Origin of the sequence: Pseudarthrobacter sp. WHRI 8279 (genome assembly GCF_040224115.2) — a bacterium.
Taxonomy (GTDB): Bacteria; Actinomycetota; Actinomycetes; order Actinomycetales; family Micrococcaceae; genus Arthrobacter.
The window spans coordinates 76,176-91,955 of record NZ_CP168164.1; the positions used below are offsets into that span (position 1 = coordinate 76,176).

General features: G+C 61.5%; 12 protein-coding genes and 1 pseudogene. 6 read left to right on the plus strand and 7 right to left on the minus strand.

Features of this window, described 5'->3' with window-relative positions:
* Nucleotides 1-185 precede the first annotated feature (185 nt).
* On the minus strand, nucleotides 186-632 hold the full coding sequence (locus ABRP28_RS21495; RefSeq protein WP_104443608.1) for a hypothetical protein: 447 nt from the start codon (nucleotides 630-632) through the stop codon (nucleotides 186-188).
* Between the two features lie 141 nt (nucleotides 633-773).
* On the opposite strand from ABRP28_RS21495, the pseudogene ABRP28_RS21500 reads away from it, so the two are divergent.
* Nucleotides 774-1,163: pseudogene (locus tag ABRP28_RS21500) on the plus strand (chromosome partitioning protein ParB); the annotation flags it as partial.
* 307 nt (nucleotides 1,164-1,470) lie between these two features.
* A complete protein-coding gene (locus ABRP28_RS21505; protein WP_104443607.1) occupies nucleotides 1,471-1,728 on the plus strand; it encodes a chemotaxis protein in 258 nt (85 codons plus the stop codon).
* Between the two features lie 545 nt (nucleotides 1,729-2,273).
* On the opposite strand, the gene ABRP28_RS21510 is transcribed toward ABRP28_RS21505, so the two are convergent.
* Nucleotides 2,274-2,684, minus strand: a complete 411-nt coding sequence (locus ABRP28_RS21510; protein WP_104443605.1) for a hypothetical protein — start codon at nucleotides 2,682-2,684, stop codon at nucleotides 2,274-2,276.
* 442 nt (nucleotides 2,685-3,126) lie between these two features.
* Between ABRP28_RS21510 and mobF the strand changes: the two genes are divergently transcribed.
* Together mobF and ABRP28_RS21520 are read left to right on the plus strand one after the other, a co-directional pair.
* Entirely contained in the window at nucleotides 3,127-7,752 is a 4,626-nt protein-coding gene (mobF, locus tag ABRP28_RS21515; RefSeq protein WP_350004775.1) for a MobF family relaxase, read from the plus strand.
* Nucleotides 7,753-7,837: 85 nt separating this feature from the next.
* Nucleotides 7,838-8,551 carry a hypothetical protein gene (locus tag ABRP28_RS21520; RefSeq protein ID WP_104443603.1) on the plus strand — a complete coding sequence of 238 codons (714 nt, stop codon included), beginning with the start codon at nucleotides 7,838-7,840 and terminating at the stop codon, nucleotides 8,549-8,551.
* A 1,126-nt stretch (nucleotides 8,552-9,677) separates the two neighbouring features.
* Here ABRP28_RS21520 and ABRP28_RS21525 read toward each other — a convergent pair.
* Together ABRP28_RS21525 and ABRP28_RS21530 are read right to left on the minus strand one after the other, a co-directional pair.
* Nucleotides 9,678-10,403 (minus strand): dienelactone hydrolase family protein, encoded by a 726-nt coding sequence (locus ABRP28_RS21525; RefSeq protein ID WP_104443622.1) that lies wholly within the window; start codon nucleotides 10,401-10,403, stop codon nucleotides 9,678-9,680.
* A 259-nt stretch (nucleotides 10,404-10,662) separates the two neighbouring features.
* Entirely contained in the window at nucleotides 10,663-11,082 is a 420-nt protein-coding gene (locus ABRP28_RS21530) for a DoxX family protein (RefSeq protein ID WP_059279687.1), read from the minus strand.
* A gap of 87 nt (nucleotides 11,083-11,169) precedes the next feature.
* Between ABRP28_RS21530 and ABRP28_RS21535 the strand changes: the two genes are divergently transcribed.
* The gene (locus ABRP28_RS21535) at nucleotides 11,170-11,487 is read left to right on the plus strand and encodes a helix-turn-helix domain-containing protein (protein WP_104443602.1); all 318 of its coding nucleotides are present in this window, start codon (nucleotides 11,170-11,172) and stop codon (nucleotides 11,485-11,487) included.
* Between the two features lie 423 nt (nucleotides 11,488-11,910).
* Nucleotides 11,911-12,282 (plus strand): STAS/SEC14 domain-containing protein, encoded by a 372-nt coding sequence (locus tag ABRP28_RS21540; RefSeq protein ID WP_104443601.1) that lies wholly within the window; start codon nucleotides 11,911-11,913, stop codon nucleotides 12,280-12,282.
* Nucleotides 12,283-12,904: 622 nt separating this feature from the next.
* On the opposite strand, the gene ABRP28_RS21545 is transcribed toward ABRP28_RS21540, so the two are convergent.
* The 3 genes from ABRP28_RS21545 to ABRP28_RS21555 all read right to left on the minus strand — a co-directional run bounded on the left by ABRP28_RS21545 (nucleotide 12,905) and on the right by ABRP28_RS21555 (nucleotide 15,773).
* Complete coding sequence (locus ABRP28_RS21545; RefSeq protein ID WP_104443599.1) at nucleotides 12,905-13,393, minus strand: MarR family winged helix-turn-helix transcriptional regulator; 489 nt, start codon at nucleotides 13,391-13,393, stop codon at nucleotides 12,905-12,907.
* A gap of 828 nt (nucleotides 13,394-14,221) precedes the next feature.
* Nucleotides 14,222-14,791 carry a TetR/AcrR family transcriptional regulator gene (locus tag ABRP28_RS21550; RefSeq protein WP_104443598.1) on the minus strand — a complete coding sequence of 190 codons (570 nt, stop codon included), beginning with the start codon at nucleotides 14,789-14,791 and terminating at the stop codon, nucleotides 14,222-14,224.
* A 343-nt stretch (nucleotides 14,792-15,134) separates the two neighbouring features.
* On the minus strand, nucleotides 15,135-15,773 hold the full coding sequence (locus ABRP28_RS21555; protein WP_104443597.1) for a TetR/AcrR family transcriptional regulator: 639 nt from the start codon (nucleotides 15,771-15,773) through the stop codon (nucleotides 15,135-15,137).
* Between the last annotated feature and the right edge of the window lie 7 nt (nucleotides 15,774-15,780).

Below are 15,780 nucleotides of genomic sequence, written 5' to 3' on the forward strand. Positions count from 1 at the left end.
CAGGACCTGGCTGGCTACGTCCGCCTACCGGGATCGAAAGCGTAACCAGGGCCACTGCCGGGGGACATCATCCGCGGCCTCAAACGTTATGTTGCACGGAAGCTCTACTACGCTCTCAAGAAGGACGTTCTGAGGCACAGAGCCCTCGTGTCAGCCGCTGCCTAACTGCGGTTTACTACGGCCTGCTAGCCGGCTATGTAGACGTTTTGATGAATACGCTTTAGGCCTTCGTTCTCCAGCCGTTCAGTGTCGGCATTGTCCCGGACTAGCGTCGTAGACTTCCCGTCAGGACCACCTACAGTGATGATTCTGTTTGCAGTACTGGCCTTGGCATCTCCACAACCGGCGTAACTGCCAAACTGCTGATCAACAGAGCGCACTGCCACGCAGAAGTGAGCGCCATCGGCGCTCTCGGCTCCGAAGTACTGCCTATCATCATCCTCGACTAACAAGCGCAGGCTAGCTTCATCGATCTGTAGTGGGAAGCGCAGCTCAGTGCCGGCCGGGAGGACGTCATCCGGTCCTGCTGGCGCGTCCAGGGCCGCAATTCCGTACCCATCACTAGAGCAGCCAGTAAGCAGCAGCGGAACTGCCAAAAGTGCGATTGCCGACGAGATTCTAAACTTCTTCATTTCTGTTCCCCCAAAGTACGGAATTCTGCCATCGACGCTACCTCACACCCTCCTGCCGGTCATGTCACATGACTTTCACCCGACTGGTCATGCAGCTCGTTGCGGGGCGCCGCTGACGTCGCATTTGCAAAGTGCAGAGAAGCCACGACCGTCCGGCGGGAATGGGTCACGGCTTTGCTGGCGAAGAAGCAGGCCCCCAAGGGCTGGCAGTACTTCACCGTCCACGCCATCACCCACCACCCCGAAACCGCCAGCGGTTACGACGGGGAGGTAGCCGCGAACATGGCAGGGGCCAAGATCGAAGGGGAGAAAACGTGGGCGTGGAACCCGCTCAGGGAGCACGTGGCCAAGACCACGACCCGGCCCGAGTTCTCTTTGATCGCCCTGATCTGCGCCGGGTACGAAAAGACGATCGCCAAGGACTCATGGCGGTCCCCGCACCAGTCCCACCGCGACTACCTGAACCAGCTGGTCATATGGGGTTACACCGCATCGGAGACTGAAAAGATCATCATCGACAGCGGCAAGTAACATCCACCGGGCATAGAAGAACCCCGGACCCCAGATAGGACAAGTATCTGGGCTCCGGGGTTCTTCCCTCACAGCCTACCGGGCCAAAACCGCAAATATCTCCAAAGCTCGACCGATCGAGAGGCAGGGCCCGGAACCGCTGAAAACGCGGGCGGTCCGCCTCACCATGTGGCAGCACCCAGCGTGGTCACCACCGGCGGACCGCCGTCCCAACGCAACCGCCGCCGGCCCTGCCCTGGGTACAGCGCAGCAGAGACGGGGGCAGGAAAAAACTGCCGTGGACCAACCGGTAACGTTAGGAGCAGACATGTTCATCATCATCTTCCTCGCAGCGTTTGCAGCGGTGGCCCTCACCGGCTGGATCATCTACGCCTTGACCCACCCGGTCCAGGCCGGGCAGGGAATCCTGATCTTCCTGTGCAAGGCAGCCGGGGTTGTCGCACTGCTCAGCGCCCTGGTCTTCTGGATCAGCCAAGGCTTCGCCCAGGCGATTCCGGCCTTCCTGTTTATGGCCGGCTTCTTCTTCGCAGCGAACAAGCTCGAACTGCGGTGGCGCACCTGGTGAGGCGACGATGACGCGCCCGCCGGAGGACCGTTTCTGGTCCAAAGTCATTAAGGGGCCTCGGGCCGGTGACTGCTGGTTGTGGGCCGGCGCCGTATCCGATGACGGGTACGGGCGGTACACCTTGAACTCCGGTGGCCGCACGCAGGCTGTGCGGCCTCACCGCTACGCGTTCCATCTCGCGTACGGGATTGGAATGGACGCCTTTGGGGATCTGATGCACCGGTGCGATGTTCCGATCTGTGTCCGCGCAACCACCGGTGAGGACACCCATCTGCACCCGGGATCGAACAGGGAGAACATGGCCGACCGGCTCGCCAAAGGCCGGGACTCCAATGGATCCATGTTCAGGTGGCGCGGACTTTCCCGTGGTCTTTTCGCTCAACGCTCCCGGACGCTTCGTGATGAGGTGCGTGCTTACGGCTGGGAACGCGCGGAGCGTATCCGGGCGCTCCTTCAGGGAGCTGACCCGGATGCACCAACACTCTTCTAAGTGTCTTAGCCGTTAGGGAACTGTGGTCCCGGCGAACCACAGTTCCCTTGGCTAGCTACGCGGCCTCAGCCGCGGTTTCCTCTTGTACCCCAGATGCCGCATCGCTTTCTTCTGCTGCTGCCGGGCCGGAGGCAGCAGGTGCCTGGTCGAGAAGCTTTTTCAGTTCGGCTCCGGTGATGCCCAGCCGGGCAGCGACGGATGCCTTCGGTTCGCCTGCGGCGACCATCGCGGCAACAGTGCCGGCGGCGCCGGCGGTTGCTGCTGCGGCTTCTTCCTCAGCCCTGGCAAGAATTGCCTCCGCCTTGGTCCGTGCATCCGCACGGACCTGTTCGGCCTCCTCCTGCTGTTCAAAGAATTCCGCTGCGAGGTCAATGAGCTTTTCATGCCTGGCGGTCAGCTCCTGAGCTTTTGCCCGTGCTTTCTCGCGGGCCGCTACCTGCGTTGCGGACTTTCGTGGTGCTGCCATGTTTCGGGTCCCTCCCCTTGGACTGATCCATGGAGCAGACCTAACGGCTAGCGCCGCGTCTGGTCCATGTCCGGATGTGGCCGCCGGGTGCTTCTTTGCTTTTGCTTGAAGCGCCCCCTGACGGAAATTCACTTGTGCACAAACCTACAGGATCGGACCTCGCTGCGCTCGGATTGTGGCCTGGACTGTTTGCCCACACGTGGAAAGCTCCGAGAGAGCGTAAGTCTCTCCGCTGCCCACCTGGGGACAACCAGTCCGATGCGGTTCAACACAATCGAACGCACTGTGGATAACGAAAAGCGTGTTACCCACAGCCCATTCTCATGTGCAGAACCGCATCAAAGTCTTGATGGCCAAAAACAGATGGATTGGCCTTCTGTCTTTCTCCGCTGTCGAAAGGCAAATCCGTCTGAATCCGTCACACCTCTTGCATCATCGATAAGTGAGGTTCCTTTCCCGGTATGCTGAGGCGATGATGACCGTGCACAAGCTCAGTGCCGGCGACGGATACACGTACTACACGCGTGAAGTCGCTACCGGTGATGAGCTGCGTGCAGGGAACCGTTCGTTGGGTGATTACTACACCGTGGACGGGAACCCTCCTGGTCAGTGGGGTGGCGGTGGAGCTGCCCTTCTGGAGGTCTCAGGAGAGGTCAGCGAGGCGCAGATGAGCGCCCTTTACGGGGAAGGGCTGCATCCGGATGCGGGCGCGATTCTTGCGAAGGACCCCACTGCGAAAGTTGCCCTGGGGCAGCGGTACAAGCGGTTCTCCCAGACGGATAACGAGCTTCAGTCACGCATAGACCGTGGCATCGGTGATTACACGCGCATGAACCATTTCGCTCCTGATGCGGATAACAGGCGATTGATCCGCACCAAGGAAGGTGCCCAGTACTTCCGCGAACTCAACGGGCGTAACCCGGCCGATAAGGAAGAACTAGGTAAGTTCATTACGGCTCAAACCAAGCCAGCAGCGCAGGCTGTGGCAGGTTATGACCTCGTATTTGCGCCCGCTAAATCGGTGTCCATTTTGTGGGCCACTGGCGGGGACGAAGCGCGCCAGCAGATCGAAGCGGCCCACCACGAAGCCATCGAAGAGACGATGGAATTCCTGGAAAAGGAAGCGACGTTCACCCGCCGGGGACGTAACGGCGTCCGGCAGGAAGACGTTGAAGGCGGACTCGTTTATACCGCTTTCAGGCACTATGACTCCCGGAATGGTGACCCCCAGCTCCACGATCACATCGTGGTGGCGAACAAGGTTATGGGCGCTGACGGGAAGTGGTCCAGCCTGGATGGCAGGCTCCTTTACCAGTACGGGGTTGCCGCGTCCGAGCACTACAACCGCACGGTAATGGAGAAGGTCTGTGCCCGTCTGGGCGTTGGTGTCACCACCCGCAAGGTCAATGGTGACCGGCCCGTCATCGAAATCGCCGGAGTCAACGTCGCGGCCATTGAAGCCGGATCCTCACGCAGCGGCGATATCAAGCCTGTCCTGGATAACCTCGTCCAGGAGTTCACTGAGAACCGCGGATATGCTCCCAACCAGAAGCAAATGATCGCCCTGGCCCAGCAGGCAACCCTGGCCACGAGGCCGGCGAAGAAGTCGGCCCGCCGCCTTTCGGAACTGGTCACCCAATGGCAGCAGGAATTCGCCCAGGTCCCTGGCGTGCTCGTCGGGCCGGCCGCCGTGGAAGCTGCCCGTGCGCACCGCTACGACGCCAGGAACGCTGCCGACCGGAACAACACACCGTTGGTCGCCCACGCTGATGAAGTGGATCCGGCCGTTGAAGCCGCGCAGGTTATCCGGACCCTGGAACGGTCCCGCGGTACGTGGGGAGAGCACCACATCGACGCCGAAACGCGCCGCCAGCTCGGGTCCAGGTTCGCGGAACTGACCATCCCGAAAGAACTCATTGAACAGGTCAAGGCCCGCGCCATTGACCAGTTCTCCCTCCGCATCACCACCGACGTTCCAGCCGCCGGCCCGGAAGCCCTGCGCCTTCGCAATGGTGCCAGCCGATACGGGAAAGTCCACTCCACGCTCTACACCTCTTCCGGTATTCTGCACAGTGAGGACCGGTTGCTGACGGCCGCGCAGCGGACTGTCATCCCCGCAGCGACCACCGAATTTTTCGAAACTGCCGCTGCGTCCCAAGAGAAGACTTTCGATGCCGGGCAGCTGCGCATGGCCAGCGAATTCGCATGCAGCGACAAGCTGTTGGTCATCGGTGTTGGCCCTGCCGGTGCGGGTAAAACCACAGCGCTGAAACTCTCCGCGGACGCAATCCGCGCCGCTGGAGGAAACGTTATTGGCCTGGCACCCACGGCGGCCGCTGCCGCCGTGATGGGCAAAGAACTGGGAGCCAATGCGACCACCATCGACTCCTTTGTCCTCGGACACCGAAACCACAGCCCGAACCGGATCCCGTTGAATCCAGGGGACGTCCTGTTCATCGATGAGGCCGGCATGGTCGGCACCGAACTGTTCGCGTCCGCGGTCACCATCGCCGAGCAGCACGGCGCTCTCGTCCGCGCCCTGGGCGATGACCAGCAGCTCTCCGCCGTCGCCTCCGGCGGGGCGATGCGCTACCTGAAGAACACCGTTGGCGCCGTGTACCTCGAAGACCTCCACCGGTTCCGCAACGAAGACGGCACCCCAAACACCGCAGAAGCCGCCGCGACCCTGGCGCTCCGCGAACCGCCGGCCGTTGGCGAAGATGACCCTTGGGAGTTCTACCGGCAAAACCGCCGCGTGGTCGGCGGAGACGTCGAAACGATGACCTCACAGGTCTACACCGCCTGGGAAAAGGACACCGCAGCCGGGAAGCACTCGGTCATGATGGCCTTCGACAATGCCACTGTCACGGACCTGAACGCCCGCGCCCAGGCCTACCGCCTCGGTACCGGCGCACTGGCTGACGGGCCGGCCGCTGCGCTCCGTGACGGGCTCACCGCCCGCGCCGGTGACGTCGTCGTAACCCGGAAGAACGACCGTCGCCTGAGCGTGAACTACGGCAAAGACTTCGTGAAAAACAACGACGTATGGACCGTGCGGGAAGTCCACCCTGACGGTGCCATGACCGTCCGCCACCAGAACCACAACGGCACCATCACCCTGCCCGCCGACTACGTGCGGGACAACGCGATGCTCGGCTACGCAGCAACGATCCACCGCACCCAGGGCATGACGTGCGATACCACCCACGCGATGATCGGCTCAGGCCTCTCCCGCGCCCTCGCCTACGTCGCAGCGTCCCGCGGCCGGGAAGCAAACCACCTTTACGGTGTCCTCACCGACGGCGAAACCCTCACCGATGTGCTGCGGTCCGTGGCAGGAAACCACCACGGGAACCTCACCGCACACGAACAGATCGACGCCGCCCGGGCAGCGACCCGGTCCCTGCCGGAGATGGTCACCGTCTACAAAGACATCGACGACCAGGCCAACGAACTGAGGATGGCCAACACCGCCCGGAGCATCCTGGGCGAACGAACCGCGGAACCGTTCATCGCCTCCGACGCCTGGGGAGCTGTCGCGACCCATCTGCGCAACGCGGAATCCGAAGGCTTCAATATCGCCAACCTTCTCACCGACGCCACCGGGACACCTTTCGAAGAATCCCAGGACTCCGGGGCCGTCCTGGCCTGGAGGGTCGAGGACAAACTGGACTACTGGCGCGCCCGCGCCGAAGCCCCGTCCCGCCGCCCGCTTGAAGCCGTCAGCGATCAGGCACTGGAACGCCTCGCCCGTCGCGCCACCGGGGACCTTATGCGCGCCCGCGCAGACTCCGCTACGAACCCCGCCTCCACCCCGGACCGCCAGGAACTAAGCCGCAACTGGTTAAAGGAAAACAAGGAAACCCCGTGGCAGTCCCGACTCCACGGACACCTCACTGACGATGACCTCGATACCCGGATCCGCCGGGCCAAAGAAACACTGCGGACCGATGAAACGGTCAACGACTCCCCCGCTGCCGCGAAAGCCAACTGGCTCGCCGGTTCCCTGCAAAAGGAGAAGGCATTGCGTGAACTGATGCCAGAACCCGTCCGCGCAGATGAAGCATACGAACGTGGCGCGACCACCAACTATGCCCGCGACGAAAACGCCCCACGCGTCCGCGCAGCAGAACAAATCCTCCGCCGCATCGAGGCCGAACAAAACCTCCGCCGACGCCTCCCCGAACCCGTAGCCACCACACCCGCCCCGGACGGCCTTGCCCCATGGATGGCACCTGCGGACGTCATCACCCACAAGGACACCCCGGCACCGTGGCGGACCGAGCTGCAGGCACGCCGCGAGGCCATGGCACTGGAAGTGAACCGTCTCGGGTCCCAGCTCGCGGCCGAACCGCCGGCCTGGGCGGCGGCCCTTGGCCCCGTCCCCTCCGATACCGCCAAGCAGCAGCAATGGCGGGACCTGGCAGTGGAGGTCAAGACCTTCCGCGACACCTACCGGATCCTCGAATCCGACACCACCGTGATCCCGGACCAGTACACCCAGCAGGGCACCGGCGCCGAACTGAGGACCCGCGTCACCGCCATGCACAAATACTCCGCCCAGACCGCCAAGGAGCCCCTGTCCGGCGCTGACGCGGCACTCATGGCAGAGGCCGCGAACGTGGAAGCTACCGTGGCCGAAGCACCCACACCCGCCGAGCAGGTAGTGGACCAGCTGCGCCAGGAACGGTCCCAGGACACCACCCTGACCCCGGAACAGGAACGAGCCGAACGCATCGCCGCGATGGCACGCCGCATCAGAGGCACCAGCAAAACCTCCACGCCAGAACAAACCCCGGAAGCAGTCACTGAAGCCATGAAGGACATCGCCGAACGCCGGCACGCTGAGAAAGACACCCAACCCTCAGCGCCGGCAGAATCTCTGCGCGACCGGCTGGCCCGGGTACGCCAAGAAACCGAAGCGGCGTTGCCCCAGACGCCAACCGCCGCCGAGAAGATCCACCAAGCCCAACAAGCTCAGGAAGCCGAGGACGCCAAGCGGCGGGCACAACAGGCCGGCCCCGCAACCGGCGGACCCGAGGCAGGACGCCGAGGACCACGGCTCTAAGGGTGACAGCGGGGAGGCGTAGACGGGAGAGCTTGTCGGGGGCCGATGCTACGGTCAGCGCATTCGCTACTAACCGGAGACCAACATGCCATCTGCCCCGTACCCGAACAGCGTCGCTATCTCCCGCCTGAGCGAAGGGGAACAGTCGCGCGAGCCGCAAAACCTTCGAGCGATCAGATGGCTACTTGCCCAGGAGGGCGGACCCTTAGTCGTGGTTACGCCACGAAAAGACTTCTCCGGCGAGAGCATGAAACGGCTGGTCGCAAGACCCGACGTCACCCACATGACATGGCGCGGCTTCTCCGCAGGATCACTCGCCGGCGCTCGGGTGCTCTACGCATGGCCGGACCGAGAACACCTTAACGAGCTATGGGGAAGCGGCACCGACGCGATCGCCGTCATCGAATGGAACGAGGACCACACCACCAAGTGGATCGAGGACGCGAGGTCCATACAGCTATATTGCGATCGAACCGTCCACCCCGTCGTGGACTCGATAGCTTCCCAAGTAAGCGAGGAACTTCCCAACGGTATCGACTCAATCCTGAAGCATGTCGCAAGCATGGCGGCAGGCTACTCATCCGGCATGAAATGGAACGAAGAAGACAAACTCAAGGCCGACATAATGAACCGCCCGGACCGGTGGAAAGCCGTCACCGCCGACCAAGTGCAAACCAAGTGCCGTGAGCTCGGAATGCGGCCAAAGGATGTGGACACCATCGTGAGCTACGTACAGCGCCGCAAAGAAGGGAAACGCTTCAACGTTCGCAGCAGCTACCGCACCTTCGAGTTCAACTGATTAGCCGCACCTGACCGCCATAACGAGAAGAAACCAGGGAGCTACATCAACGACTCCCATTTTCCAGCCGTGGAAAGCCAGAATTGACCCCCACCATCGGCCGCTCGAGTCCCCTGGAGTAGCCGCTGCGGGGCACCGGCGGCGACTTCTCAAACATGTGCAGCTTGACGGAATATTTATTATCGGCTCTTGAAGGGGACGAGTAGAAGTAGATGAGAGAACTCGTCTCAGACTGCTCATGCGTGTTTTCGCGAATCGCTGCACTTCAGGCTCAGCGAGCGGGCCGGAGCTTTTTCGTGTTCCGATCCTTGTGGAGTTGCGTCCGAAAATGAATGGGGCGCAGTCCTAGACTTTAGGTATGCACCCCTTAGTGGCGATCGGCCTGGTGTTCCTTACAGGGCTTGCTTGGATGGTCACCATCCTGACCTTGTTGATTGTTCTGACCAAAGCCCGGCGCCGGCCTCCTTCTGCAGTCGGGAGCGCAGTCCACGCTGAGGCCCAAACGACTGATGGCGAGGCAGCGTAGAGGATGTGCCGCCGTTCGACTAGGGCTGCCTAATTTAGAAGCGATGGCAGCTAGCGTGTGGCTGTTGCTAACGCGGGATAAGCAGCATCACCATGGATCATGGTGACAACCGGGCAGGTCCCGTGGGAACAGACGCATGCCCAGTGGTACATCTCGGCCATGCCATGACGGCTAGAACACTTCTTCAGGCGACATTAGATCGGTGGCTTCTCCCTTGTGGAACAGCTTGGGAGGCAGTGAGTAGGCGGTGCCCCTGCATCGACACAGCCGAGAGGATGAGTTCACCGTCGTAATCGCATGCCGGACCGGGGGCCCTGTCCGGAAGCCGCGCGGGCAGGGGCACACTTTACGAACCTGCCCAGGTGCTTGAGATCATTTCCCCGCCGGGTTCGAGCACTATTTTCAGTAGATCGGATCCCTGTTGCAGAATGGCGCACCTGACCTTGGGAACGTTGCCCTGGTGGCCAAGAAATATGGATTAGAGCTGGACTTTGAGTCTCTTCCCCATCTGCTGAAAAGGTATGGCCTGGTCGGTTCTTCGGAAAACGACGGGCCGTCTACCTAGAGCCCCGCAATCTTCGGTCCATTCGCTGGTTGGCCTTAGTTCTTGAGGTACCGACCAAAGAATTCTTCGATACGTTGCCAGCCTTCAGGCGCCGCCTCAGGGCTAGGCCCTATACCCATGACCCGCATCAGCGGCTTCAAGAATGCGGGGCCCAGATCCTGGTCATTGAGGAAGGCATGTCCGGCCCCGGGGAACTCCTTCACGTCGTGCTCGACGCCGAGACGGTCCAGTGTCTTTTCCAGTTTGGCCGCGGCACCCTTCAGCATCCGGTCTTCGGCCCCATAGTTGGCAACGATCGGGCAGGCATCTTGCAAAGCACTCTCCAGATCCCTGGGCAGCTGGCCGTAATTGACGGACGCTGCGTCATAGCCGTCATTGGCCAGCAACAGCGCGAAGCCCCCTCCCATGCAAAATCCAATGACACCTGTCCTGCCGTTGCTCTGCGGCGAGGCAACGATCCATGCCCTGGCAACGTCAATGTCGGTGAAGGCTCTGCCGCTCCCCCGGGCCATGCTTCGTATCGTCGCGGCAAGACACCGACGAGCCCCTCCGCTGGCGAACAAATCCAACGCAAAGGTGAGATACCCGGCGCGCGCGAGCCTGTCAGCGTGCCCTCGGGTCATGTCGTTCAGCCCAAAGATCTCGTGGATCATCAGGACAGCAGGAAACGGGCCTGCACCGGCGGGGGTAGCAAGGTATCCACGAAGGCCGGGAGAACCGCCTGCCGCGGTGCTTTCAGCACTGAGGTCAATGTAGGTCATGAATGAGATCACCGCTTCCTCGATGAGATGCCCCTTGATTCCGATCCTCATCAGGCGATTAAGATAGGTGCTTGCCCGACAAATCCGCTAGGGGCAACTAGCCCCATTCTTAGGGGAGCACTACCCAGGAAGCGTGAAGAAGCTCTTCGGGTCCCTGGCGATCATCTCTTTACCTCCACTCAGGGTCAAAGGCTCAGGCGCATGCGTTCGATGCCTGGTCGCGGCCCCGAGGGGTTGCCTGTCCTCACGGGAGCGGCGCTCAGTGGAAATTGAACAACGGCCCGGCGACGACCAGACCGAGATCATCCCCGAGCCCGGCGAATACCGCGAACATCACCAGCGCGGCGCCGGCCAGCGCCATATCCTTCATAAACTGGCTTTGCTCGACGGCTTGCATCTGAGCGTCGTTTTCTTTCCAGAAGGGATGCATCAGAACGGCCGTCGGCACCAGGAATATTACGAGAAGCAGTGCGCCGAGGTCCTGCCAGATGCCCAGGAGAATCATCAACGCACCTAGGATGATCTGCACTCCCGTGGCGGGCACTAGCAGTCGGGCCAAGGGAACGCCCTTGCCAGTGGCATAAGCGGTCATCATCTGCCGCCGCGCAAGATGTGCGTAGCCAGAGGTGAGAAATATGGCGGAGAATAGGATACGACCAATGAGGACAAGGACGTCCATAGTGATTTCCTTCGAGATGCCCTTACTATTAGTAATTACTAATAGTAAGTCGATTCGGTGGCTATGGAAAGGGCCCAGGATTCTGGAATGGACGAAACGAGCGGACGGTACTGCGAGTCCTTTCATCACGCGATCGAGCTGCTGGGGCGCCGCTGGAACGGCGTGATCATCCTTGCCCTGCTGAGCGGAACTGAACGGTTCAACGGCATCCGCGCAGCCGTCCCTGGCCTGTCCGACCGCATGCTCACCGAGCGCCTTCAGCAGCTCGAATGCGAAGGACTTCTGATGCGCTGCGGGGAGCCTGCGGCGGCTCCAAGGTATGTACTCACCGAAAAAGGGCAGAGTCTGCGTCCGGTCATCGAAGCCATCTATACATGGGCAGCGACACTGGACAATTACGCCTAGAAGCCGGAGGCATCTCAGTGATGTCGTCCACGGACTCCTGCGGCTGGTTTAGGGGTTTGCGGAGGAAATAAGCGAAGCGAAGCGCCGACACAAGGCAGCCGTTGTCCATGCAGTGCGCTTGTTCACCTCCACAATATCGACGCCGCACCCAGCAAATGCCAGGTCAGGCCGGCCCCGCAGGGCAGTCTCGGGAAGTTCGGGGCTCAGTGATATCGGGTCGTGCCGGAAACATGGTTCAGGCGTTCATGGGGCTTACCAAGAGCTATGAAGAAAATTCGGGGCGGTCAGCAAAACTGCGCCCCGAGGCGATATGCGGGTGCCAGAGCTTTGTTGTCGGCATCCTTTTCCAGCTCTGATCTTTCTGGCCTGCGGTTTCCGGTCCCATTAGGATCGTGTCAAGACGAGCCTGGGGCGGATGAATAGATGGAACCGATCGTGGTTGAGGGCGGCAAAGCCACCGTGGCGCTCGAGAACAACGAACTCATTCATCTTCTCTGGAAGCCCAAAGTCAAAATCGACGCCGCCGACGCCAGAGCCGCCTTGGCGGCCGTAAACACCATTGCGCAAGAATCGAAATACCCACTGCTCGTGAACATGGCCGCCACTGAGTCCCTGAGCCGCCAGGCTCGCTCGGTCTTCGCCATTCGATGCGCCGCTTCACGCATCGCCTTGCTGGGCACCAGCCCAGTGGACCAGGTACTCGCCACTTGGTCCCTTGGCGGCTCACAAAACTATCCCTGCCCGACACGCTTCTTCACGTCCAGAACCGAGGCCATGAAATGGCTGCTCCATTAGGCCTTGATGGCCCGGCAGGACTCCACCTTGATGCATAGGAAACTCACGGTTCGGCAGGGGGCAGGAGATAATGGCCGGATCGGGGATGGGCTGCCCGTAACCAGGACCTCCTGCCCGCTCCTGGCAACTATTTCCGGAGGCAGCTGTGATCACTGATGCTGGCACGGTGACTTTCACAACGTCGGCGGCAGCGGTGATGTGCCTGCAGACGGACCAAATGAGGTCGATGGCTATGACCTCCGCGGCGCCGGCTTCTGCAGGGCATGCCAGTGACACAGCCTCGCCTGTGATGGCCGACTCGCTGCACTCACAGCCTGAGCGTGCCTGCTGCTTTGAGCAGGAAGACACACCGCAAGCCATAGCCCAGCCTACCGGTCTTACCCTGACCCCGCGTCTGATGCACTGGTGCAACTGACGAACAAGCTCAAGAAAGACTTCCTGGGCAGCGGGGACACTCCGGGTCAAGTGATAGCTACCTATGCGGCGGCCCACGGACAAACCCCGCGGAGTTGAACCGCCTGGGCCGGGAACGGATCGCCCGCTCATTGTGGTGTATCGACGCCTCTCGCCGGGAGGGACTACCGACCGACGGGGAGAAGCCATTTTCCAGATAGGTCGGGAACTATTTTCCAGATAGGTTCTGTGGAGGGGGCGTGGGATCGGGGTGTTCGCGGAGGTAGGTGTTCAGGGTTCGGGAGAGCTGGCCGAGGACTTCGGAGGTGTTCCGTGCCTCGGTTTCTGGCCAGCTGGCAAGGGCGCTTCGTAGCAGCACTGACCGGTTGTCCCCGGCTTCTTGCAGCTCGGCGAATCCTGCCGGGGTGAGCGTGATCAGCTGTGAGCGTCCGTCCTTGGGGTCGGGGCGGCGGACGGCGAGACGGCGCTCTTCGAGGTCGGCGATGTGGCGGCTCAGCACGGGGGCGCCGACCCCGAGGTCCGTGCAAAGGTCCCGGGCCCGGCATTCACCTGACTCGGCGATCATGCGCATTACAGTCTGCAGGGCCGCGCCCGGCCGGCCAGGCCTCATGCTGGCGACGGTCAGGCGCCGCAAAACCCGCTGGAGGGTAACAATATTTTCTTCCAGGGCCGCAACGGTTGCCTCCTGCAATGTCATGGTGCTCTCGCTTCCTTTCGGGAGGCCCGGATGGTGGCCTGAGCTGGTTCATTGAGGGCCGGTTGTCGGGGGCCACGTTCGGCAGGCTGGAGACATCGCGTCAGGCGCTTGTGCTGGCCAGTTCACGGGCTGAGGGCCGTGATACTCCGGCCGCGGCGATGTCGTCCACGGTAAACCGGCCCGGGCCCTTGGCGCGGACCAGATTCATTGCCGTCTCCCCGCAATCGCGTTGCGGATCGCGGTTCGGAGCGCACTGTGTCCGAAGAAGCACTCATGGGAAAAAGCCTACCCGCAGCTTTGCACGGAGTGCAAAACCTGCGGGCAGGGTGTGGCAGTTGGATTTACCGACCGGAGCTGGCCGCCTGGGCGGGGGCATCGTCTTCGCATCGTCGGCGGTAATCAAGATGTTGCCCTCGGAAATCGATTCTGACAGCACGTCATGCTCCACCGCGGTGGCCAGCGGCTTCTCCGTGACAAAGCACAGTAGTACGGGCGATCAGCGTCAGGGGAACCATCCAAATGAAGAAGGGTGCCAGGGCGTCGTTATAGGAGGAGTTGATGGCCTCCTTGATTGGTGCCCGCGGGGTGTTGACTACTGCAGGCGATCGGCATCCAGTTGTACCGTCCGGTTTTGGGCACCAGTTGACCCGATACGACCGAGGCGACGAGCAGGGCTCCCATCATCGAAATCATCAGCAGCCCCGAATCGGTGGCGTTGACGCTGAAGGCCATCTGAAGATACGTCGGAAGGCAGCCGATATGGCGCCGACCATCGCCACACCTATCAGCGGGCCGGCGTTGGTGGCCATGGTCTCCGGCAGTGCCCTATCAGTCCGCGCGGTTGTGCCGACGCGGCACAAACGCGCGCACGACGGCATCAATGGGTGCGCGCACGTCCGCATCCGGGTCTACAGTCATCCGCTGAATAATCATTCCTTCGCCGACTGCGGTGATGGCAGTCGCCGCCCCGGCAGGATCATGGGCTCCGAGGCTCTCCATCGAGGTTTCGATGAAGGATCGGATGTACGCACGTCCGGGGAGCAGGGGGCGGCGGACGTCTTCGTTGTGCGTACCTTCGAGGAAGAGCACATACCGGGCAACGGTCCGGGGCCTGGATGCTGTGGTGGCGGCTTCAATGCAGTGGGCCAGCAGAGCGACAAAGGCGCCAACATTAGCCGGCGGGCTTGGCCGCCGAACCAGAACAGCCAGGTCCTGGTCCTGGTCCGCAAGCCACTCAACCACACCGGTCAGGAGCGCGGCGCGAGTGCGGAAATAGTTCGATGTCGAACCTTTAGGAACCCCTGCGGCCACATCAACCCTGATATGTGTGAGCGCCTTCAGGCCCTGTGTGCCAAGCAGCTCTACGGCAGCATCCAGGATCCGTGCACGAGTGAACATACTCCATACTACTTATGTAGTGACTGGGTGGCACTGCTGATAGCGGCGGCATCGTTCAGCTGCTGTTGCTGCTCGTCCGTCCTCTCGATACGCAAGCTGCGTCGAACAAAGACCCGGGCAGCTCATGGACCCTGAACCGACGAACAGCCAACCACCGACCGGAGCCTGCTGCCACCGGCATGGAGCGGCGCCACTCCTGCCGTGCTGAAGCCCGAATGTTCAGTTCGATGAAGCCGTCCGCAGCTTTTTGGTAAGGCTCCCATTAGTTGAGCCACCCTTGCTGAAGTGGCTGGTGCCTGCAGCTATGGGAGCGTGGACTAGCGGTCGCCCGCCGGGAAGCGGTTCAGGTTTCCTTGGGGAAGCCGGAAATTCCCTGCCAGGCCAAGCTGTAGATGAGGCCGCTGGCCGTCTTGAGGTTCAGGTTTCCGTTGGTCTCCAACCAATAGCGTGCGCTTACCTGGGTTAAGCCTGCCAGCCCTCTGGCCAGCAGTTCTGCCTCTGCTACCGGTAGTTTTGTATCTTCGTTGATGGCCCGGGCAATGGCACCGGCAAAGGCGTTGTTGAATGTCTCAAGGCGCGAATTTACGTCAGGGTCGTTTATGAGGCCGGATTCAAAGACGAGGCGGTGGGCCCGGTTGTCACTGTCGATGAAGCGGTAGAACGCATGTATGGCTGCCTGTACCCTTTCCTTATTGTCCTTCGTGGAGTTGAGGGTTCGCAGCAGGAGATCGGTCAAGGTACTGAGGTTGATGTCCAGCAGCTCTATGTAGAGCTCCCGCTTGGAGGGAAAGTGCTGGTAGAGTACCGGCTTGCTTACTCCGGCCGCCCGGGCAATTTCATTCATGCCGGCGCCGTGATAGCCCCTATCTGCGAACACTTCCTGAGCCGCACTTAGGAACTGCGTGCGTGTTTCGTCCCGGGACAGTTTGTCCCGTCCGTGATTGGAATACTGCGGGCCACCGCCGGATGGTTGAGCGTCCATTGCATGA